At 44.3% G+C, this 19,340-nt stretch carries 24 protein-coding genes and 3 pseudogenes; 20 read left to right on the top strand and 7 right to left on the bottom strand.

Features of this window, described 5'->3' with window-relative positions:
* The 5 genes and pseudogenes from MMY81_RS11140 to hfq all read left to right on the top strand — a co-directional run.
* Nucleotides 1–345: pseudogene (locus tag MMY81_RS11140) on the top strand (DNA mismatch repair protein MutS); the annotation flags it as partial.
* A gap of 18 nt (nt 346–363) precedes the next feature.
* Nucleotides 364–2,235, top strand: coding sequence for a DNA mismatch repair endonuclease MutL (gene mutL, locus MMY81_RS11135; RefSeq protein WP_252312943.1), 1,872 nt, complete (start codon nt 364–366; stop codon nt 2,233–2,235).
* A 246-nt stretch (nt 2,236–2,481) separates the two neighbouring features.
* Nucleotides 2,482–3,261: a class I SAM-dependent methyltransferase gene (locus MMY81_RS11130; protein ID WP_252312942.1), complete on the top strand. Its 780-nt coding sequence runs from the start codon at nt 2,482–2,484 to the stop codon at nt 3,259–3,261.
* A gap of 3 nt (nt 3,262–3,264) precedes the next feature.
* Nucleotides 3,265–4,260 (top strand): tRNA (adenosine(37)-N6)-dimethylallyltransferase MiaA, encoded by a 996-nt coding sequence (gene miaA / locus MMY81_RS11125; protein WP_252312941.1) that lies wholly within the window; start codon nt 3,265–3,267, stop codon nt 4,258–4,260.
* Entirely contained in the window at nt 4,247–4,492 is a 246-nt protein-coding gene (gene hfq, locus MMY81_RS11120) for an RNA chaperone Hfq (RefSeq protein WP_252312940.1), read from the top strand. Before miaA ends, hfq begins: the two co-directional genes overlap by 14 nt.
* A gap of 33 nt (nt 4,493–4,525) precedes the next feature.
* On the opposite strand, the gene MMY81_RS11115 is transcribed toward hfq, so the two are convergent.
* A complete protein-coding gene (locus MMY81_RS11115) occupies nt 4,526–5,503 on the bottom strand; it encodes a tyrosine-type recombinase/integrase (protein ID WP_252312939.1) in 978 nt (325 codons plus the stop codon).
* Between the two features lie 54 nt (nt 5,504–5,557).
* Between MMY81_RS11115 and hflX the strand changes: the two genes are divergently transcribed.
* From hflX to glnA, 4 genes and pseudogenes are all read left to right on the top strand, one after another.
* Nucleotides 5,558–6,811, top strand: a complete 1,254-nt coding sequence (gene hflX, locus MMY81_RS11110) for a GTPase HflX (RefSeq protein ID WP_252312938.1) — start codon at nt 5,558–5,560, stop codon at nt 6,809–6,811.
* Nucleotides 6,812–6,826: 15 nt separating this feature from the next.
* A complete protein-coding gene (locus tag MMY81_RS11105) occupies nt 6,827–8,092 on the top strand; it encodes a methionine gamma-lyase family protein (RefSeq protein ID WP_252312937.1) in 1,266 nt (421 codons plus the stop codon).
* A gap of 109 nt (nt 8,093–8,201) precedes the next feature.
* Complete coding sequence (locus MMY81_RS11100; protein ID WP_252312936.1) at nt 8,202–8,600, top strand: MerR family transcriptional regulator; 399 nt, start codon at nt 8,202–8,204, stop codon at nt 8,598–8,600.
* A 74-nt stretch (nt 8,601–8,674) separates the two neighbouring features.
* Nucleotides 8,675–10,029, top strand: a pseudogene (glnA, locus tag MMY81_RS11095) (type I glutamate--ammonia ligase).
* Nucleotides 10,030–10,223: 194 nt separating this feature from the next.
* Here the strand turns inward: glnA and MMY81_RS33345 are convergent.
* Together MMY81_RS33345 and MMY81_RS11090 are read right to left on the bottom strand one after the other, a co-directional pair.
* Nucleotides 10,224–10,346: a hypothetical protein gene (locus MMY81_RS33345; protein WP_256497885.1), complete on the bottom strand. Its 123-nt coding sequence runs from the start codon at nt 10,344–10,346 to the stop codon at nt 10,224–10,226.
* Nucleotides 10,347–10,571: 225 nt separating this feature from the next.
* Nucleotides 10,572–11,030, bottom strand: coding sequence for a hypothetical protein (locus tag MMY81_RS11090; RefSeq protein ID WP_252312935.1), 459 nt, complete (start codon nt 11,028–11,030; stop codon nt 10,572–10,574).
* A 302-nt stretch (nt 11,031–11,332) separates the two neighbouring features.
* On the opposite strand from MMY81_RS11090, the gene MMY81_RS11085 reads away from it, so the two are divergent.
* The 7 genes from MMY81_RS11085 to MMY81_RS11055 all read left to right on the top strand — a co-directional run bounded on the left by MMY81_RS11085 (nt 11,333) and on the right by MMY81_RS11055 (nt 15,521).
* On the top strand, nt 11,333–11,593 hold the full coding sequence (locus tag MMY81_RS11085; protein ID WP_252312934.1) for a metal-sensitive transcriptional regulator: 261 nt from the start codon (nt 11,333–11,335) through the stop codon (nt 11,591–11,593).
* Between the two features lie 41 nt (nt 11,594–11,634).
* Complete coding sequence (locus MMY81_RS11080) at nt 11,635–12,444, top strand: sulfite exporter TauE/SafE family protein (RefSeq protein ID WP_374561666.1); 810 nt, start codon at nt 11,635–11,637, stop codon at nt 12,442–12,444.
* 102 nt (nt 12,445–12,546) lie between these two features.
* On the top strand, nt 12,547–13,107 hold the full coding sequence (locus MMY81_RS11075; protein ID WP_252312933.1) for a sulfurtransferase TusA family protein: 561 nt from the start codon (nt 12,547–12,549) through the stop codon (nt 13,105–13,107).
* A gap of 14 nt (nt 13,108–13,121) precedes the next feature.
* Nucleotides 13,122–14,252, top strand: coding sequence for an MBL fold metallo-hydrolase (locus MMY81_RS11070; protein WP_252312932.1), 1,131 nt, complete (start codon nt 13,122–13,124; stop codon nt 14,250–14,252).
* 19 nt (nt 14,253–14,271) lie between these two features.
* Nucleotides 14,272–14,499, top strand: coding sequence for a sulfurtransferase TusA family protein (locus tag MMY81_RS11065; RefSeq protein ID WP_252312931.1), 228 nt, complete (start codon nt 14,272–14,274; stop codon nt 14,497–14,499).
* A gap of 14 nt (nt 14,500–14,513) precedes the next feature.
* Complete coding sequence (locus MMY81_RS11060) at nt 14,514–14,999, top strand: DsrE/DsrF/DrsH-like family protein (RefSeq protein WP_252312930.1); 486 nt, start codon at nt 14,514–14,516, stop codon at nt 14,997–14,999.
* A gap of 351 nt (nt 15,000–15,350) precedes the next feature.
* Nucleotides 15,351–15,521: a hypothetical protein gene (locus MMY81_RS11055; protein WP_252312929.1), complete on the top strand. Its 171-nt coding sequence runs from the start codon at nt 15,351–15,353 to the stop codon at nt 15,519–15,521.
* A 31-nt stretch (nt 15,522–15,552) separates the two neighbouring features.
* Here the strand turns inward: MMY81_RS11055 and MMY81_RS11050 are convergent, their stop codons facing one another.
* Complete coding sequence (locus MMY81_RS11050) at nt 15,553–15,765, bottom strand: hypothetical protein (protein WP_252312928.1); 213 nt, start codon at nt 15,763–15,765, stop codon at nt 15,553–15,555.
* A 230-nt stretch (nt 15,766–15,995) separates the two neighbouring features.
* Between MMY81_RS11050 and MMY81_RS11045 the strand changes: the two genes are divergently transcribed.
* Nucleotides 15,996–16,253 carry a hypothetical protein gene (locus tag MMY81_RS11045; protein WP_252312927.1) on the top strand — a complete coding sequence of 86 codons (258 nt, stop codon included), beginning with the start codon at nt 15,996–15,998 and terminating at the stop codon, nt 16,251–16,253.
* 31 nt (nt 16,254–16,284) lie between these two features.
* Here MMY81_RS11045 and MMY81_RS11040 read toward each other — a convergent pair whose 3' ends face one another.
* The 3 genes from MMY81_RS11040 to lexA all read right to left on the bottom strand — a co-directional run bounded on the left by MMY81_RS11040 (nt 16,285) and on the right by lexA (nt 17,587).
* Complete coding sequence (locus tag MMY81_RS11040) at nt 16,285–16,497, bottom strand: hypothetical protein (RefSeq protein ID WP_252312926.1); 213 nt, start codon at nt 16,495–16,497, stop codon at nt 16,285–16,287.
* Between the two features lie 168 nt (nt 16,498–16,665).
* Entirely contained in the window at nt 16,666–16,827 is a 162-nt protein-coding gene (locus MMY81_RS11035) for a phage terminase large subunit family protein (protein ID WP_252312925.1), read from the bottom strand.
* Nucleotides 16,828–16,957: 130 nt separating this feature from the next.
* The gene (gene lexA / locus MMY81_RS11030) at nt 16,958–17,587 is read right to left on the bottom strand and encodes a transcriptional repressor LexA (protein ID WP_120192174.1); all 630 of its coding nucleotides are present in this window, start codon (nt 17,585–17,587) and stop codon (nt 16,958–16,960) included.
* A gap of 160 nt (nt 17,588–17,747) precedes the next feature.
* On the opposite strand from lexA, the gene MMY81_RS11025 reads away from it, so the two are divergent.
* The 3 genes and pseudogenes from MMY81_RS11025 to MMY81_RS11015 all read left to right on the top strand — a co-directional run bounded on the left by MMY81_RS11025 (nt 17,748) and on the right by MMY81_RS11015 (nt 19,029).
* On the top strand, nt 17,748–17,963 hold the full coding sequence (locus MMY81_RS11025; protein ID WP_252312924.1) for a hypothetical protein: 216 nt from the start codon (nt 17,748–17,750) through the stop codon (nt 17,961–17,963).
* 26 nt (nt 17,964–17,989) lie between these two features.
* On the top strand, nt 17,990–18,646 hold the full coding sequence (locus MMY81_RS11020; RefSeq protein WP_252312923.1) for a YneB family resolvase-like protein: 657 nt from the start codon (nt 17,990–17,992) through the stop codon (nt 18,644–18,646).
* 142 nt (nt 18,647–18,788) lie between these two features.
* A pseudogene (locus MMY81_RS11015) lies at nt 18,789–19,029 on the top strand (DUF896 domain-containing protein).
* Nucleotides 19,030–19,340 lie beyond the last annotated feature (311 nt).

Raw genomic sequence — 19,340 nt, 5'->3', positions numbered from 1 at the left:
TTGGAGGAAGGAAGCGCAGATGAAAGCTATGGCATTCATGTAGCAAAGCTGGCGGATCTGCCGGATCCCCTTTTAAGCAGGGCAGGAAAGCTGTTAAAACAGCTGGAACAAAAAGATAGCAAAAACGAAACGGCGGAACAGTCGTCCTTAAAAGAAGCGGCACCTGCTAAAGAGGAGCCGACCCAGCTCACCCTGTTTCAGGAAGAAGAACTGGCAGCAGCCGCAAAAACAAAGAACGGGAAACTTCATCCTATTTTGGATGACATTCGTAAGACAGATGTGCTGCATTTATCACCGATGGAGGCGCTTGAGAAGCTGTACCGGATGCAGCAGAGACTCCGCTGATGACGAAAGGAGAAAATAATGTCTAAAATTACGAAGCTCCCGGACGACTTATCCAACAAGATTGCAGCAGGGGAAGTGGTGGAGCGTCCAAGTTCAGTTGTTAAAGAATTAGTGGAAAATGCGATTGATGCGGGAAGCGGCAGAATTCAGGTGGATCTGGAAGAAGGGGGCCTGTCTTTAATACGTGTAGTTGATAACGGAAGCGGGATGGACCGGGAAGATGCCGATCTTGCTTTTTACCGGCATGCAACGAGTAAAATTGCCTCCGAGAAAGATTTGTTTGATATTCATACACTTGGGTTCCGGGGAGAGGCGCTGCCGAGTATTGCCGCTGTGTCCCAGCTGGAAATGGAAACCGGCAACGGCCGTGACGCGGGAACGCTTCTTCGCTACCAGGGAGGAAAAAGGATTACACTAACTTCGTCCAAAAGCCGGAAAGGAACGGAAATAAGCGTCCGTGATTTATTTTTTAATACTCCGGCACGTCTTAAGTATATGAAAACCGTTCATACAGAAGTAGGCAAAGTGAGTGATATTATCAACCGGCTGGCGATGTCGCGTCCTGATATATCGTTCCGGCTGGCTCATAACGGGAAACAGATGCTTCATACAAATGGGGATGGCAGGCTTCTTACGGTGATTGCTTCTATTTATGGCAGACAGACAGCCAAGTCATTTCTGCCGATTCATCATGAATCAAATGATTATACCGTAACCGGCTACATCGCAAAACCGGAAATCAACCGCGCCTCCCGTCATTATATGTCTACCTTTTTGAATGAAAGGTTTATCCGCCATTTCCCGCTTACAAAAGCAATAGAGCAGGCGTATCATACGCTGCTTCCTATCGGCCGTCATCCAATGGCCGTGCTGCATATTAAGCTTAATCCTACGTTAATGGATGTTAATGTGCATCCATCGAAAATGGAAGTCCGTCTCAGTAAAGAAAAAGAAATGCTGGATGATGTAGAAAATACAATAAAGCAGGAACTGCAGCGATTATCTCTCATTCCGGAAGCCGATACGGGCCGGGCAAAACGCATGCAGTCAGAAGCGTTGGAGCTTCCGCTGCAGCAGAAAAAGCAGGAGGCGCCCCCAAAACCGTCCGAACCCGCGACCGTGGAGTTTCAGCAGGAGAAGACGGACTGGCAGCGTGCAGAGGCTGTAGCAGAACCGTGGCAGGAGGAGCCTTCTCCTAAGCCATCTTTCTCTCAGAATGAAACGCTGGAAGCACCGGAAGCACCGGAAGCATCGGAAGCAGCAGCGGTGCCCGAATCTTTAGAACCAACTGAAGCCTATCAGCACAGGGAACTGCTGGAGCTGGAGCCGATCGGTCAGCTGCACGGCACGTATTTGCTGACACAGAGCCGGGACGGCATGTATATAATCGATCAGCATGCCGCCCAGGAGCGGATATTTTATGAATTTTTCCGCGAAAAAATCGGCAGTGTAAACGATGAGATGCAGGATCTGCTTATTCCGATGACATTTGAAGTGACCAGCCAGGAAAAGCTGATTATTGCTAATTCCCAAAGGGAGCTGGAACAGGCTGGCGTTTTTCTGGAGGAGTTTGGGGAAAATACATTCCGTATCCGATCCCAGCCCACCTGGTTTCCGGCTCAGGAGGCGGAATCGGTGATTCGGGAGCTGCTGGAGCAGCTGCAGCAGGAAAAAAATATCAGTATTCACAAAGTCCGGGAAGAAGCAGCGATTTTGATGTCCTGCAAGGCAGCCATTAAAGCAAACCGGCACCTTCGAAAAGATGAGATAGCCGCCCTTATTGAAAAGCTCAGTTCGTGCAAGGAGCCTTATACGTGTCCGCACGGGCGTCCGATCGTCATCCACTTTTCATCATACGATATGGAAAAAATGTTTAAACGAGTCCAGTAAAAAAGCGCTATCATTTTTTCGGCTCCTCGGCTTATGTATGCTATAATAAAAGCAAATATTACATAGCGGGGGGAATCAGTTCATGTCAGCACTTGATGTAGTAGCTATTGGTGGTATTTCCTTTTTTATCATTGTCGTAAGTGTCATCATGGCGTATTATTTTTTGAAACGGTCACAGTCCGATAACTAAAAGCGCCGTTCCGGCGCTTTTTTCACGTTTAAATAGACAGGCAGGCGACAGACAGTATGATTATAACAACGACAAAGGCCGCTGAAAGCAGTGCCCGGCAGGAGGCAGAATTACTTGCTTTGAGCTGGGGGGCCTCATTTAAGGTACGAAAAAAACGCTCCATACAAAAATGGCTGCTTGAAACCGGAGAGGCAATTTACGTAGTGGGAGATGAGGCCGACACCTTTCATCCGCCCAACAGCAGTAACGGCTTTTTCTTTCATCCGAGCATGGCCAAGCTTCGCGGAAAAAGAGTACTGGACGGCGGCAGGGATCCGCTGATTGAAGCCGGCGGCATTGAGGAAGGAATGAGTATTCTTGACTGCACCCTCGGTCTCGGTTCAGACAGCATTGTCCTAAGCGCTGCGGCCGGGGAGACGGGTTACGTGCAGGCCCTTGAAAAGACAAAAGAGATTGAAGCTGTTGTAAAAAAAGGGCTGCAGTACTGGAATCTGCAGGATGTGTTATTAAACGAAGCGATGCAGCGTATTCGAACCGCCCATGCCGATTATTCGAAATGGCTCCGTGAGACTCCTACGGCTTCATGGGATGTCGTGTACTTTGACCCGATGTTTCATGAAGCATTGACGGATTCATCCTCTATGGGCCCGCTGAGAGGGGCTGCGAGCTACGGAGGGCTGCAGGTCATCGATGTGCAGGAGGCGCTCCGGGTCTGCCGGAATAGAGTAGTGTTTAAAGAGCACAGCAGAAGTCCGGTATGGGAAGCATTTCCGAAGGCACGAAGGAAAAAAAGCCATGCAGCGTTTGCTTATGGCATATTGGAAAAGGACGTATAGATCATGACAAAGCAGGAAGTTATTATAATAGTCGGTCCAACTGCTTCGGGAAAAACAGAAGCGGGTCTGATGATTGCGCAGCAAATAGGCGGGGAAATTATCAGCGGCGACTCAATGCAGGCCTATCAAGGGCTTGATATTGGGACGGCTAAAGCGTCTGTCGAAGAAAGGCAGGCTGTGCCGCACCACGGTATTGATATAAAAACCATTCATGAGGCTTATACCGCTGCCGATTTTAAGGAAAGGGCGGCCGGCTGGATCGAAGACATCAGCCGCAGGGGCAAGGTTCCTGTCGTAGTAGGCGGAACCGGACTCTATATCCGGGCGCTGACAAGAAACTTTGATTTTCAAAAAAGCGCAGCTGATCCACAGTACAGGCTCACGCTGGAACATCAGCTGGAACAGCACGGAAAGCAGTGGCTGCATGAACAGCTCCGAATACAGGACAGCGAAGCCGCAGAGAGAATTCATCCGAATAATGCCCGGCGTGTTATTCGTGCCCTGGAAATTTTAAAACAGCAGGGCGGCCGGACGATAGCATTTTCCGAGCAGGAAGAAGCGGAAAGTCCCTATACGGTTCGGATGATTGGTATAGATATACAAAGAGAGGTCCTCTACAAACGAATTAATGACCGGGTGGATCAGATGGCGGAAGACGGACTGATCGAGGAAGCAAAATGGCTTCTGGAAAACGCCGGACCGGATGTACAGGCAGCAAAAGCAATAGGATATAAGGAGCTGTTTCCTTATATTCGACAGGAATGTCCGCTTGAGCAGTCGCTGGATACTTTAAAACAACACTCAAGAAATTATGCAAAAAGACAGCTAACCTGGTTTCGGAACAAAGAAGATGTGGAATGGATGGATATGACAGTTACTTCCAGCGCTGCAAAAGAAACAAAACTTCTTTCGTATCTTGAAGGAATCAGGCAGCCTCTGTCGAAAGGTATACAAGCAGGAAGAAAGCAGAGGGGAGATCCAGACGATGAAACATGTTAATATTCAAGACCAATACTTAAATACGCTCCGAAAAGACAAAATTCCCGTGACGGTATTTCTAACGAATGGATTTCAACTCAGAGGCCATATTAAGGCATTTGATAATTTCACTATCGTCCTGGACAGCGATGGTAAACAGCAGCTGGTGTACAAGCATGCGATATCTACGTTTTCACCGCAGCGTAATGTACCGCTTCAGACATCTCCTGATACGGATGAATCCCAAACATAAAAGGAAGTCCCCGGCGCCGGGGACCTCCTTTTTTTAGGTTGCTGCCTGATTTACGAAGGAAATATACTTGTTTAATGTTAGAATAGACTGCAGGCCGAGCGTTTCTTTCATATGCTCAGGGCTGGTGCCTTTTTTTAATTCATTCACAATATAGGTGTTCCGGAAATGTTTTGCAGAAAATGCCCGATCAATACCTGCCCGGCGGCGTTCCTCGCGCAGCATTTTCTGAATGGCTACTTCTGTCAGATTTTTCGGCGCATCATTTTCATAGCTCCAGCGGTAAGTTTGGCGCTGGAAATCAAAGGCTACAAATACAGGGTGATGGGGATACGAAGGCCTTACCGGCTCCGGAATCATCTGGAAATATTGAAAGAACAGCTTTTTCTCAGCGGTGGACAGCTGGATTATACGGGGGTTGCCGGTGAATTCCGATATGGCAAGCTCTCCTTTTCCCAGATTAACCTGTCGGTAAGTAAGAGTGGAAAGCTCCTGAAGACGAAGGCCATGCTGCAGAAACAGCTGAATCATCAGCAGATTTCGCGGTGCAAGCATCGGCCGGACAGCTGCCTGACGGGCAGACAGACCGGCGTCGGAGCGGAGTGATTGGAACAGCTTTTTCACTTCCGACGGGTACACAAGGTCTTTTTCCTGAAGGTTTTCCGTGATCGCCTCTTCCGCTGTAACATCTGCCATAGGATTAATGGATATACGCTGGGAGCTGTGAAGAAATGAAAAATAACGGAGCAGCACCGTGTGAATTCGTTTGATTGTTTTTGCATGGTAGTGTCTGCCGTTGACAAGCAGGGAAAAATATCCTTCGAGAAGAGACGGCGTCACGCGTCTGGAAGCTGGTGGACTGTCCACCTCAAGCTCTACAGAAACATACGCATAAAAATCCTGAAGGTCGTAGCGGTAGCGCCGGATGGTGCTTTCTTTTCTTCCACGGGAAGCAAGATAGTCCAAAAACAATGTAACATCCGGGGGTTCAGTTAACAGCTGCTCATGAGCCATAAGGCAGGATCCTTTCTTTTTTAATAAACGAATAGATATCAAGGAGGCTTTTCATTGAAAGAAGATGTAATTATTGTAGGTATTATTGATAAGAGCCGTAAAGACTCAAGATTTGACGCTTCTATAGAAGAACTAAGAGCGCTGGTTGATACCGCAGGGGGCACGGTTGTTGAGCTTTTCACGCAGGAAAGATACTCGCCCCACCGCTCCACCTATCTCGGAAAAGGGAAAGTGGAAGAGCTTTACGAAAAAGCCGAAGAATTAAATGTTGATACTATCATTTTTAATGACGAATTGTCTTCGAGTCAAGTTAAACATTTAACAGATGAGCTGGACCGTAAAGTAATGGACCGGACGCAGCTTATTTTGGATATCTTTGCCCGCCGCGCCCGTACGAAAGAAGGTATTATTCAAGTAGAGCTGGCCCAGATGTCCTATCTGCTGCCGCGTCTTTCCGGTCAGGGGCAGATGATGTCACGTCTTGGAGGCGGAATCGGCACGAGAGGTCCCGGTGAAACAAAACTTGAGACCGACCGCCGCCATATTCAAAAGCGGATGGACGACCTGAAATCCCAACTAAAAGAAATGATTTCACACCGGGAAGGCTACCGGAAGCAGCGTAAAAATAACTATGCGATTCAATATGCGCTGGTAGGCTATACCAATGCCGGAAAATCAACCATTATTAATAAATTAACGCAGGCAGATACGATGGAAAAAGATGAACTGTTTGCCACGCTTGACCCTCTTACCAGAAAAATGGATATCCCTTCCGGCCTTTCCGTATTAATTACGGATACAGTAGGATTTATTGAGGATCTGCCAACGACATTAATTGCCGCTTTCCGCTCCACTTTGGAGGAAGTAAAGGAAGCCGACGTACTTCTTCATGTGGTTGATGCTTCTCATCCAGACTGCCATCAGCATATGAAAACGGTCGACAAACTCCTCAACGAGCTGGATGCCGGGGCCATTCCCGTTCTTACGATCTATAACAAAATAGATCAGGTAACAGATGCAGACCTTCTTACCGGGGAAAACAGTCCTTCCATCAAAATTTCAGCACGTGAGGATGCAGATATTGAGCGTCTGCGCGAAGCGATGGAAAACATTTTAAAAGAACAGATGGAGTTTCACAAAATAAGTATCCCGATGTGGGAAGGAAAAGATTTATCCAGCCTGTATGAAAGTACGATCTTAAAGAAAGAAACGTTAATAGAAGAAACCAACATGCTCGAATGGGAAGGGTTTGCTCCGATCGATCATCCGGTAAACGGCATCATCAAAAAATACAAAATGACAGAATAAAGGCAGGGAACGAACGTGCAGGAAACAAAAGAGCAGCTGGGCGGATGGAAAAGAAAGGCCCGGCAGAATATTGCGTTATATACTGAGGAAATAGACGAAACAACGGACAGAAATACGGAAAGACTTCTCACGCTCTTCCGGGAGGAAAACGTGGGGGCGTTTCATTTTACTCCCTCCACGGGCTACGGATATGACGATATCGGCCGGGAGAAACTTGACAGCCTTTACGCCGGTGTATTTGGTACGGAAACGGCATTTGTTCGTTCCCAGTTTATCTCCGGCACGCACGCCATTGCGGCGGCATTATTCGGGGTGCTGCGCCCGGGAGATGAGCTGTTATATGCGACAGGAATGCCCTACGATACGCTGCGCACCGTGATCGGAATAGAAGGAGAAGCAGAAGGTACGCTTCAGGAGTGGGGCATTACGTATAAAGAATCTCCCTATGAAGCAGGTGAAAGTCTTTCAGCCGAGCGTATTCTTTCCAATGTATCGGATGCAACAAAAGTCATCGCCATTCAGCGCTCCCGGGGGTATGCGGACCGGGAATCTGTATCCATGGAAAAAATGAAGCAGGTTATAACAGCTATCAAGCAGGCAGTTCCAGATATCATTGTGTTTGTTGATAACTGTTACGGTGAATTTACGGAAACGAGCGAGCCGGGGCACGCAGGTGCTGATCTGCTGGCCGGCTCGCTTATCAAAAATCCGGGCGGCGGCATTGTCAAAACAGGCGGCTATATAGCAGGACGGCAGGATTTAATTGAAAAAGCGGCATCAAGATTTGCTGCTCCGGGTATAGGAATGGAGGGCGGGCCGACGCTTTACAGCCTGCAGGAGATGTTTCAAGGGCTGTTCCTGGCTCCTCATGTAGTGGGAGAAGCGCTGAAAGGCTCATTATATACAGCCGCTCTCCTCGAAGAAGCTGGAATGCAGACGACCCCGTCCTATACGAAAAAGCGTACGGATTTGATTCAATCGGTGACATTTGCCTCTAAAGAGCAGATGATCACGTTCTGCCAGGCGATTCAGGAAGTGTCCCCTGTAGACGCACGGGTGACACCGCAGCCAGCTTACATGCCCGGGTATACCTCGGATGTCATTATGGCAGCCGGAACATTTATACAGGGGGCAAGTATTGAACTGAGCGCAGATGGTCCGATCCGCCCCCCTTATACAGCATATGTGCAGGGCGGACTAACGTTTTCCCACGTGAAAATCGCCGTAGAACATGCGCTGTCCACTCTTTTGAAGAAAGAACTTTTGGTGCATAAAGACTAAAGTGTATACTTTCAGAAAATTTTGATGTGAAAAAAGCTTACATGGACTTGACTATAAAAGTAACATCAGGTAGGATGAGATTATCTTCCTTAGGGAAGGAGGCCTACTGATGAATGATCATATTAGAAGAAATATGCCTTTATTTCCCATTAGTATTGTCAAAAAGCTGACGGAATTGTCCGCCAGGCAGATTCGTTATTATGAAGAATACGGGCTGGTTTTTCCTTCAAGAACAGAAGGCAATCAGCGTTTGTTTTCTTTCAATGACGTGGACCGTCTCCTTGAAATTAAAAGCCTGCTTGAACGAGGCGTCAATCTTCAAGGCATCCGGGAAATTTTCCTGCTGCGCGAGCACAGTGCGGCCAAAACGGCCGGAGCCCCGTTAAGAAAAGATGGAGACCTTACCGATCTGGAGCTGAGACGTCATTTAAAAAATGAGCTGATGCATACAGGCAAGTATGGAAGGGCCTCATTGATTCAGGGGCAGCTATCGAGGTTTTTTGACTGACAGCACGGTTTTACCTTCTGCCCTGCAGGAGATTATATAATTTTTTGTTCAAAGAAGGAGAGGAGTTTCTACAAATGGCTAACACTTATTCGAAAAAAGATATCATGAAAATGGCAGACGACGAAAATGTAAAATTTATCCGCTTGCAGTTCACCGATTTACAGGGGATTATCAAGAACGTGGAGATTCCCGTGGATCAGCTTACAAAAGCATTAGACAACCAAATGATGTTTGATGGTTCTTCCATCGAAGGATTTGTACGCATCGAAGAATCCGATATGTACTTATACCCGGATCTGGACACATGGGTTATCTTCCCGTGGACGCCGGAAAAAGGTAAAGTAGCGCGTCTTATCTGCGACATCTATGAGCCAGGTAAACCCGGCGACGAGCCAAAGCCTTTCGCAGGTGACCCACGCGGTATTTTGAAGCGTGTACTTAAGGAAGCAGAGCAGCTTGGATTTACTGACTTTAACATTGGACCTGAGCCTGAGTTCTTCCTTTTCAGAAACGATGAAAAAGGCGAGCCAACGCTTGAGCTTAACGATAAAGGCGGATACTTTGACCTTGCTCCAACGGACCTTGGTGAAAACTGCCGCCGCGATATCGTACTTGAACTGGAAGAAATGGGCTTTGAAATCGAAGCTTCCCACCACGAAGTGGCACCAGGACAGCACGAGATCGACTTTAAATATGCTGACGCTGTTACAACGTGCGACAACATTCAGACGTTTAAACTTGTTGTTAAAACAATCGCCAGAAAGCACGGCCTGCATGCTACATTCATGCCTAAGCCGCTCTTCGGTGTAAACGGTTCTGGTATGCACTTGAACATGTCTCTTTTCAAAGGCAAAGACAATGTATTCTTTGACAAGAAAACAGATTCCCAGCTAAGCGAAACTGCTATGCAGTTTATGACAGGTATCCTTGAGCACGCACAGGGCTTTACAGCGTTAACGAACCCAATCGTTAACTCGTACAAGCGTCTTGTTCCAGGATTTGAAGCACCGGTTTACGTAGCATGGTCTGCACGTAACAGAAGCCCGCTTGTCCGCATCCCTTCTTCACGCGGCCTCAGCACGCGTATTGAAGTAAGAAGCCCGGACCCATCCGCGAACCCATACCTTGCTATTGCAGCAATGCTGGCTTCCGGCCTGGACGGTATCAAGCGTAAGCTTGTTGCACCAGAACCAACGGACCGCAACATTTATATCATGAACAAAGAAGAGCGCAAACAGGAAGGTATTGAAGATCTTCCAGCTGACCTTAATGAGGCAGTGAACAGCCTTCTTGAAGATGATGTGTTCTTGTTAATGCAATTGGACCACACGCTATCGAGCATTTCGCAGAAGCGAAAGAAATCGAGTGGGACATGTTCCGCACGCAGGTTCACCCATGGGAAAGAGATCAATTCCTCTCCACTTACTAAAAACACTAACCCTTGCAGTGCTAAGCACTGCAGGGGTTTTTCTTTTTGTCTGCAATCTTCAGCTACCTCTGTACCTATAAAATACCCATACTTTTTCTAAAAAATATTATATACGATCTTTCATGTATTCAACTTCTTTTAGTAGATAAAAAACCCTACAGTCCAATAAGCTGTAGGGTTTTTGTCATTAATTCTTATGCCTCTTCTTCCGCCTCTGGATTCTCGGGCGGTGCATCTTCTGGTGATTCTTCCTCGCCGCAGGCAGCTGTTACTATGATTAAACTAAAAGCAAGTGCCATCCATCCTGTTCGTTTCATTATATACCCCCTGGTGTGTGATATCGTACAATACTGTGATCGCTGGCTCGGCATACACAAAAGCGAACGACCCCATTAATACACTGTTTCCTCGCAGACATCCTCGTAAACCTTAAAGCTCTCTATCCTTTAGTAGAATAAACAAAAACCCGGCTCCGCTGAGGCAGCGAGGCCGGGTTTTGGTATCTATTCATGAGCAATTTAAACGGTCCGTATTAAAGGGTATTAATCCATTTCTATATAAGGTGTTAGCATATGTTCAAACACTGAGTCAGCCATTTCTTTTGTGAACTCGACTTTTCTATTCGGGTCTGATGACCAGAAACAATTCTCAGTATCTACCAAATAAGCACTTTCGTATTTGGGCTGTCCCAGGCTGAAGTTCGCATCATCAATATAAACAGAAAAAGACGCTTCCGCTTTTCGTCTTGGATGATTGGTCGTATCAATCCGGATTTTAAGTATTGTCTGATCAAAGGTGAAAGAGGCTTCGTAGTATTCCCGGAAATAGTTGACCTGAACATCTGTTTGTTCGTTGATATCATCTCTAACCGAATTGAAAATAGAGAATAAGTGATCAATACATTCCGTTAATTTTTCATCAGATATTTCGTTCTTTTCTTTTATTTTTTGGATATTTCGTTCCAGTGCGTCTTTTGATACGTTTTCTTTCCAATCACTCATATAATAAGACCCTCCTGATTTTACTTCCGGCTCAATAACATGAACACCGAAGTAGATGATTAACAAGCAAAACAGCGTATAGTTGTTGATATACCGCTGTTTCTTTCCACTATTACTATATCATACATAGAAGCTTTGTTAATATGATGAACCCTAAAGAAATCGTACAAGGAGCGGGTTTTTTTCAAAAGTAACAAGAATAGAAGAAAGAGTGAATAAACAGTTGACGAAAAGAAAATAGTCGTTATATAATATACCCCGTAAGGTATTAATGAAGAATATTATAGAAAGGGTGCAGCCATATGGATTATTCAACAGAAATGCAGAACCGACTGAAGCGTGTAGAAGGCCAGGTAAGAGGTGTACAGCGTATGATGAGTGAAGAGAAAGACTGCAAAGACGTAGTGTATCAACTGTCAGCGGCCAGATCTGCGATTGACCGTGCTATTTCTTTTATTGTAGCGGAGAATTTGGAGCAGTGTATTAGAGAGCAAATTGAAAAAGGCGAAGATACAGCTGAGTTTGTTCAGGAAGCTGTTCAGCTGTTAGGAAAAAGCAAATAAAAAAATTTAACCTTTTATATACCCATAGGGGTAATTAATGAATGCACGAAACGAATGAGGTGGTCTTTTTGGAGTTGACGGTTTTTTTTATAATTATCTTGTTTTTGATTGGTTTTATAGGCTCTTTTGTGTCAGGAATGGTGGGAATAGGCGGCTCAATAATAAAGTATCCCATGCTGCTGTACATCCCGCCTCTGCTTGGTCTCACGGCATTTACCGCTCATGAAGTAGCAGGTATCAGCGCAGTGCAGGTATTTTTTGCCACTATAGGAGGCGTCTGGGCATATAGAAAAGGCGGGTATTTGAATAAATCCCTGATTTCTTACATGGGTACAAGTATTTTGGCAGGCAGTTTGATCGGCGCAGTCGGCTCTAACTATATGAGCAATGATGGCGTGAATATGATATATGCCATTTTGGCAACACTGGCTGTCATTATGATGTTTCTTCCGAAAAAAGGAAAAGACGATACCCCGAACAATCAAGTAACTTTTAACAAACCGGCAGCAGCGGTTTCTGCTTTCCTGGTAGGAATAGGTGCAGGGATTGTTGGTGCAGCTGGAGCATTTATTTTGGTTCCTATCCTTCTTGTCGTGTTGAAAATACCGACACGAATGACGATAGCAACGTCACTTGCGATAACGTTTATTTCTTCAATCGGGGCAACCGTCGGCAAAATTGCCACCGATCAGGTGTTAATCGGACCTGCCGCGGTAATGGTAGCCGCTAGTTTAATTGCCGCACCTATAGGAGTAATGGTTGGAAAGCGTATGAATACAAAGATTCTTCAGTGGATACTTGCTTTACTCATTCTTGGAACAGCTATTAAGATCTGGATCGATATTTTATAAAAGGTTGACAACTATTTTTTTCATTGTAATATACCCATATAGGTACCGGTTTATTTTTTTGATAAAAATAATACCCCATAGAGTATAATAGGAGGAAATGTAATGAAAGTAAATTTAGTAGTAGATGCAAAAGGGCTTGCCTGTCCTATGCCAATCGTTAAAACAAAAAAAGCGATGGACACTATTAACGCAGGAGAGGTAATGGAAGTTCAGGCTACAGATAGAGGGTCGTTAGCTGATATGAAAGGCTGGGCAAAAACGACCGGTCATGAATATATAGGTTCAAAAGAAGACGGAAATGTGCTTCTGCATTATGTTAGAAAAGCCAACCCTGAAGAGATCAAAGAAACACAGTCCTATCCTAATGAAATAACCAATGAAAAGTTAGAGGAAGCATTGAAGAACGACAATATTACGGTAGTAGATGTTAGAGAACCGGCAGAATATACGTTTTCCCACATCCCAGGAGCGGTTTCAATACCACTGGGTGAACTCGAAGATAGAGCCGGAGAGCTCGATGATTCAAATAATATATACATTGTGTGCCGTACTGGTAATAGAAGCAGCATGGCGGCATACACATTAGAAGAAAAAGGGTTTTCTAACGTGCAGAACGTAAAACCGGGAATGAGCGGCTGGAACGGCCCTACTGAAGATAAATAAAGGAGGAATACAGCATGGCTGTAAAAGCAATGATAGCTGCCGAACTGGCAGAAATAGTAATAAACCAAAAGGACTTATTTATTTTAGACGTTCGCAACGAAGATGCATTCAAGGAATGGAAAGTAGAGGGTAAGAATGTGGAAATAATCAATACCCCGTATTTTGATCTTCTGGAAGGGGTAGAGTCCATTCTTCCACAGATACCTGAAGACAAGCCGGTTATTGTTGTCTGTGCAAAGGAAGGTTCCTCCAAGTTTGTAGCAGATCAGCTGGTAGAAGCTGCAGACCGGGATGTTTATTATCTGGAGGGCGGCATGAAAATGTGGAGTGAACACGTGGAGCCGGTCAAAATAGGTGATCTGTCGAGCGGAGGAGAGCTGTATCAGTTCGTACGGATTGGAAAAGGCTGCCTGTCCTATATGGTTATCTCTGAAGGAGAGGCGATTGTTATTGATCCTGTCCGAATGACAGGCGTATATACTGATTTTCTGAAAGAGAAAAATGCAGTTCTTAAATATGCAGTCGATACTCATCTTCATGCCGATCATATTTCCGGAGGAAGACTGCTCGCTGAGCAAATAGAAGCAGTGTATTACATGCCGGAAGAGGATGCAGCAGAAGTAACGTTTTCCTATCAGCCTCTGCACAATAACGACGTGCTTCGCGCAGGGAAAACAGATGTGACCGTTCAGGCACTTTACTCGCCGGGGCATACAATTGGCAGCACATCTCTTATTGTGGATCACCAGTACCTGCTTACAGGAGATATTTTATTTGTCGATTCCATTGGCCGTCCGGATCTTGCCGGCAAAGCGGAGGATTGGGTAGGAGATTTGAGAACCTCCCTTTATGAAACGTATCAAGCATTGGAGGATAATCTATGGGTCCTGCCCGCTCATTTTTCAAAGAAAGAAGAAATGGATGATCACGGAAGAGTAATGGAACAACTGTCTGTGCTCTACAAAGAAAACAGTGGATTACAAGTAGCAGACGAGACTGAATTCCGCAAAATGGTAACCGAAAATCTTCCTCCGCAGCCAAATGCCTACGAAGAAATTCGTCAAACCAATATGGGGAAAATACAGCCTGAACCCGAAGAACAGACAGAGATGGAAATTGGACCGAACCGCTGCGCGGTATCATAAATAAAGAGGAGAGAATAAAATGAACGTAACAAAAACAGTAGATGCTAAAGGATTATCCTGCCCGATGCCGGTTGTAAAAGCAAAGAAAGCAATGGATAGTTTGGAGACAGGGGATGTGCTGGAAATTGTATCCACGGATAAAGGTGCAAAGGCAGACCTTCCAGCGTGGACCAAATCATCAGGGCACGCACTATTGGAGCAGACAGAAGCAAGCAATGAATATACGTTTTGGATTAGAAAAGGATAAGGAGAGAATCAAACATGGAAGAAACAAAAAACGGAACAACAATGGTCGTATTTGACGGAGATCTGGATAAAGCAATAGCCAGCTTTATTATTGCTACAGGCGCTGCAGCCATGGGAAAGAATGTCACTATGTTTTTCACTTTCTGGGGATTGAATGTGCTTCGAAAAGATAACGTCATCAGCGGCAGTGATAAAACAATGATGGAGAAAATGTTCGGAAAAATGATGCCGCGCGGTCCGGAGAAGCTAGCTATGTCGAAAATGAACTTCGGTGGAATGGGTCCGAAAATGATGAAAAAAATGATGAAAAATCACAATGTATCTTCTTTAAAAGAAATGATCGAAATGGCCCAGGATCTGGATGTGAAAATGGTGGCCTGTACCATGTCTATGGACGTAATGGGTCTGAAAGAAGAAGAATTGATTGATGGTCTGGACTACGCCGGCGTTGCTTCTTACCTGGCAGAAGCAGAAGAATCAAACATTAACCTGTTTATTTAATAAGCAGTCCTTTTAAAAAGAGCCTGTTCCCTTTAAGGGAGCAGGCTCTATTACTATATGTATAAGGTGAGGCATGGACTAAACGACAGGAAACCCGGCAGTGTCAGGCGATACCGCAGGAAGTAACAGCGCCCATAATGCCGGCTATAGCGATTCCTACTATAAATTTTTTCACGTCAGTCCTCCTATATCTATATATTTATAATTATGGTAAATACTTTACTTTATTATAGTCGATAATACCTAAATTTGGTTACATTTTATTAGCTTTTTCTATGTATCGGCTATAAATCAAGAATGTGAAGAAGAAATCTTTTATAATAGAAGAATATAAGAAAGCGGGGCGATAAGATGACAGAAGAATTATACCATGATCTTTTTTTGAAGGATGCGGGATTTCTTCCGGTTGAGATAGAAAAATTAATGATGGAATATGCGGAAGAATTTCAGCATGCGGAGATTCAGCAGGTTATTAAGCATACGGATGAACACTATACCGTTGTTACAAAAGTAACAAAATAAAAAAGCTCTCCAAGGGGAGAGCTTCAGCGAATTACTTTTTTTGAATCTCAGCTGCTTTGTTCTCGATCTCGTCATACGAGTTAGTACCGTTGGCGTAATCTTTTACCATGCTTTCAAATGAGCGGAAGAGTCTTTCATCAGCCGGGTCCTGCAGGTTAAGACCCAGCGCATCAGCGACTTCCTTCTGGTCGCTGCGAAAGGAGTCGTCAGCTTCAAACGTATTTCCTTCTTTGTATTTATCCATATGATGATCAACAAACTTTTAATAATATCCATGTGTATCGCTCCTTTTTTAAGCGTGCTCTCTTATCTCTTCCCGGTTCCTGAAATATCAAAACGATAAAGAGAACAAACGAGCGCAGGACGTAATTGATTAAACAGAGAGTATGCATTTTTTTATGGAACACAACTCTCTCCCTTGAAGGATACGGTATACTGTAGGATAATGGCATACGGAAAGGGGATGGAACGAATATGGTAAGTGGAAGAAATACAGAAGATATGATTATGGATTTAGCAAGCCAGCTTTCTATCGAGCAGGCAAAGAACAAAATTTTGTGGGATCTTATTCTACGTCATAATGTACTTTCTCAAGAAGATGTTGATAAAGAAGTAGAAAAGCATTATGAAACCTATCGCACCACTTCTTATGAAGAATTAACCGGGTTTAACTTAAGAGAAGACATTAAACCGGCGAAAGAACCAGAACCAGAGCCAGAAACAGAAGAATAAAAAAAGCGTTCCCTTAAGGGGACGCTTTTTTTTAATGCCTGACTACATCAAGAAACAGAAAAAAGATAGATTTTACTGCAGTGAAGACGAGCAGAAAAATGAATACGAGAACCAGTATAGTAAGAGCGAGACTCTCCTGAAAATGGAGAATGTCGATCAAAATTAAATTAGCAAGTACAGCGGAAATTACGCCTATAAATAATGTACTGTTAAATACTCGTTCCATTATATTAGAAGCAGCCATTTCAACATCTCCTGATTATTGTAGATTCCACTCTTGTGAATTAGTGAGCGTTATTTGTTCTATTTCCATTAAACCGTATTAAAGATAGGAAATCAATGTCTAAAAATTGACAAAACAGTTAAAAAAATGACTAACTGGTGAACAAAAAAAGAATACCCGGAAGGTATCCTATTTTTCGTATATATCGCTGGCAAGCAGCTTTATAGGGCTGCCGCAGTGAGGACAGTTCTGGTATTCCTGATCAATTGCAGCATCGCTGAGGTCGGAAACCGGCATTTGCACCTCTGCTTGGGTCTCCGTGCCGCATGAATGACATTTAACATAAAGCACTGGCAAGTCTCCTTTCTAAGTAGATAGCTGTATATGATTATATGTTTTGTATACCACAAGAGTTTTTTTCAAAACCTATCAATGAAAAACGGCTCCCTCCATTTTAATGAAGGAAGCCGCTTTCTGTTCGTTAATGGATCGTGCGGAAAACGCCAATGACTTTACCAAGAACAGTACAGTCATCAAGAATAATCGGATCCATTGCTGCATTTTCAGGCTGCAGGCGTATATAACCGCTTTCTCTGTAAAAACGCTTTACAGTAGCTTCAAGCTCTTCGGTCATTGCGACAATGATGTCTCCGTTATTAGCTGTCTGCTGCTGTCTTACGATAACAAGATCTTTATCGTAAATTCCAGCTTCAATCATACTTTCCCCCTGAATAGTAAGGACAAAAACATTCTCATGTTCGTTTGCCACCATACGTTCCGGAAGAGGAATGTATTCCTCTATGTTCTCGATAGCAGTAATTGGTTCACCGGCTGTAACTTTACCGAGCATCGGTACATATACAGCAGAGCTTTCGGATATTTCAGGCGGCGCATCTTCAAAGGAAAGTACTTCTATTGCTCTTGGTTTAGTAGGGTCGCGTCGAATAAAACCTTTACTTTCAAGCCTGGATAAATGGCCGTGCACGGTAGAACTGGAAGCAAGTCCCACGGCCTCTCCGATTTCCCGGACAGACGGAGGATAGCCTTTTAAACGCACTTCCCCTTTTATATAGTCAAGTATTTGCTCTTGTCGTTTGGATAATTTAGTCAAAGTCCCGGCACCTCCTGTGCGTGTAATGTTATTTTAAAAAATTGTATCATGAATATTACGAACATGCAAACATCCGTTCTAATTTTACTTGACGGGAACAAAAGTTCTTATTATACTTTTAAAAAAGGGAACACACATTCTTAAAAATGGGGGAATTACAATGTTTTCAAAAATATCGAATGTAACGATGCAGGAATGGATGATATTATTACTGTTTGCAGCATCTATTTTATTTTTAATCATAGCCGTACAGATTAATGCTCCTGGTGCAGAAACCGGGTTTGTTTATGAAGATGAAGCAGTGGAAGAAGCAGAAGAGCTTCAGATTGAACAGGAATTAACCGCTTATCAATGGGTGAATTATACATTGGACTAATGAAAGCAGTCAGAAGGTGAAGTGGAATGATGGAGAAATGTATTATCTACTGCAGAGTAAGTACGGAGAAGAAAGAACAGCAGACTTCTCTCGAGCGGCAGGTAGAGGAGCTTACCTCACTTGCCGGTAGAAACAACCTGCCTGTATACAAAACGATTAAAGAAGAACAAAGCGGGTATTCAATGGAAAGAGAAGGACTGCTGGAGATGCTTGAAGACTTTTCGTCCGGAAAAGCTTCTATTTTGTGCGTACAGGATGACACAAGACTCGGAAGAGGCCATGCTAAAGTAGCTGTACTTCATGCTCTTCATAAAAGCGGTGTAACGATTTATTCTGTCCGGGAAAACGGGGTGCTTGAGTTATCCGAGTCCGACAGCATGCTGATTGACATTTTGTCTATCGTTGAGGAGCATCAGCGCAGACTGCATAATTTTAAGATCAAGCGCGGGATGAAGCGGGCAGTGGAGAACGGTTACCGCCCGGACAAAAATTTAAAGAACAGGGGACAGGGCGAACGTGTAAAAAAAGAGGTGCCGATAGAAGAGATTATCAGGCTTCGTCAAAGAGATCTGCCCTTTTATGACATTGCAGCCACCCTGCGTGGATTGGGATACGATGTATCTAAAGCGACCGTTCACCGGCGCTATCGGGAGCATATGAAAAAAGAAGGTGAAGGGTCATAGTGAAGGCTGAGCGCCTTTGATGAGGTCCTATACCTTCCTATCCCTCCAGAATAAAGATGGTTCCGTTTGCATAAAATCGGGTATATAAGTACCATTAATATAGAAGGATATTCATGTAAACGAACATATAAGGGGGAATAACATGTTATCCCAAGATAAAATTGCACGTATCAACGAGCTGTCCCAGCGCGCGAAGACAACCGGTCTTACAGAGTCTGAGAGTATAGAACAGCATGATCTGAGAGAAGAATACCTGCAGAGCTTCCGCTCATCATTCAAAGATCAGCTCCACTCGGTAAATAGTAGATCCTGAAGGCGCAGATGTAACCCCGGAAAAGCTGGACAGATCAAAAAAAGAACGTAAGGTTTACCGCTCCAGATAACAGCAGGCAAATATATGTTTCATATGGCGTAATGTTATTATATTTGTATATGATCGGCTGCCCGTTGAGAGGAAGCCGCAGGACCATTTTCGATAACTTAATTGAGGATGGTCTTTTTAGCGCGCATAGAACCCGTAACAAGATAAGGATATGTGGTACTAAATACGCCATGTGAGTACGGCCAAAAGAAAGCAGCCTTGATTTTCAAAAAATCCACGTATTTTGCTGCGATTCTTGTATAAATAAAAAGAAAGCGTTTATTATTTATTCATGGATGGACGTTAATTACTAAACAGAGACAAGGGGAGAAT

The organism is Sinobaca sp. H24, assembly GCF_023845525.1.
Note: the sequence above shows the minus strand (reverse complement) of the source record. Positions and strands in the feature narration are given on the sequence as shown.

Excerpts from the sequence above, each read along its gene's own strand:
- mutL (WP_252312943.1), top strand. The coding sequence starts at position 364 with ATGTCTAAAATTACGAAGCTCCCGGACGACTTATCCAACAAGATTGCA.
- MMY81_RS11130 (WP_252312942.1), top strand. The coding sequence starts at position 2,482 with ATGATTATAACAACGACAAAGGCCGCTGAAAGCAGTGCCCGGCAGGAG.
- miaA (WP_252312941.1), top strand. The coding sequence starts at position 3,265 with ATGACAAAGCAGGAAGTTATTATAATAGTCGGTCCAACTGCTTCGGGA.
- hfq (WP_252312940.1), top strand. The coding sequence starts at position 4,247 with ATGAAACATGTTAATATTCAAGACCAATACTTAAATACGCTCCGAAAA.
- MMY81_RS11115 (WP_252312939.1), bottom strand. The coding sequence starts at position 5,503 with ATGGCTCATGAGCAGCTGTTAACTGAACCCCCGGATGTTACATTGTTT.
- MMY81_RS11100 (WP_252312936.1), top strand. The coding sequence starts at position 8,202 with ATGAATGATCATATTAGAAGAAATATGCCTTTATTTCCCATTAGTATT.
- MMY81_RS33345 (WP_256497885.1), bottom strand. The coding sequence starts at position 10,346 with ATGAAACGAACAGGATGGATGGCACTTGCTTTTAGTTTAATCATAGTA.
- MMY81_RS11090 (WP_252312935.1), bottom strand. The coding sequence starts at position 11,030 with ATGAGTGATTGGAAAGAAAACGTATCAAAAGACGCACTGGAACGAAAT.
- MMY81_RS11085 (WP_252312934.1), top strand. The coding sequence starts at position 11,333 with ATGGATTATTCAACAGAAATGCAGAACCGACTGAAGCGTGTAGAAGGC.
- MMY81_RS11080 (WP_374561666.1), top strand. The coding sequence starts at position 11,635 with ATGCACGAAACGAATGAGGTGGTCTTTTTGGAGTTGACGGTTTTTTTT.
- MMY81_RS11075 (WP_252312933.1), top strand. The coding sequence starts at position 12,547 with ATGAAAGTAAATTTAGTAGTAGATGCAAAAGGGCTTGCCTGTCCTATG.
- MMY81_RS11070 (WP_252312932.1), top strand. The coding sequence starts at position 13,122 with ATGGCTGTAAAAGCAATGATAGCTGCCGAACTGGCAGAAATAGTAATA.
- MMY81_RS11065 (WP_252312931.1), top strand. The coding sequence starts at position 14,272 with ATGAACGTAACAAAAACAGTAGATGCTAAAGGATTATCCTGCCCGATG.
- MMY81_RS11060 (WP_252312930.1), top strand. The coding sequence starts at position 14,514 with ATGGAAGAAACAAAAAACGGAACAACAATGGTCGTATTTGACGGAGAT.
- MMY81_RS11055 (WP_252312929.1), top strand. The coding sequence starts at position 15,351 with ATGACAGAAGAATTATACCATGATCTTTTTTTGAAGGATGCGGGATTT.
- MMY81_RS11050 (WP_252312928.1), bottom strand. The coding sequence starts at position 15,765 with ATGGATAAATACAAAGAAGGAAATACGTTTGAAGCTGACGACTCCTTT.
- MMY81_RS11045 (WP_252312927.1), top strand. The coding sequence starts at position 15,996 with ATGGTAAGTGGAAGAAATACAGAAGATATGATTATGGATTTAGCAAGC.
- MMY81_RS11040 (WP_252312926.1), bottom strand. The coding sequence starts at position 16,497 with ATGGCTGCTTCTAATATAATGGAACGAGTATTTAACAGTACATTATTT.
- MMY81_RS11025 (WP_252312924.1), top strand. The coding sequence starts at position 17,748 with ATGTTTTCAAAAATATCGAATGTAACGATGCAGGAATGGATGATATTA.
- MMY81_RS11020 (WP_252312923.1), top strand. The coding sequence starts at position 17,990 with ATGATGGAGAAATGTATTATCTACTGCAGAGTAAGTACGGAGAAGAAA.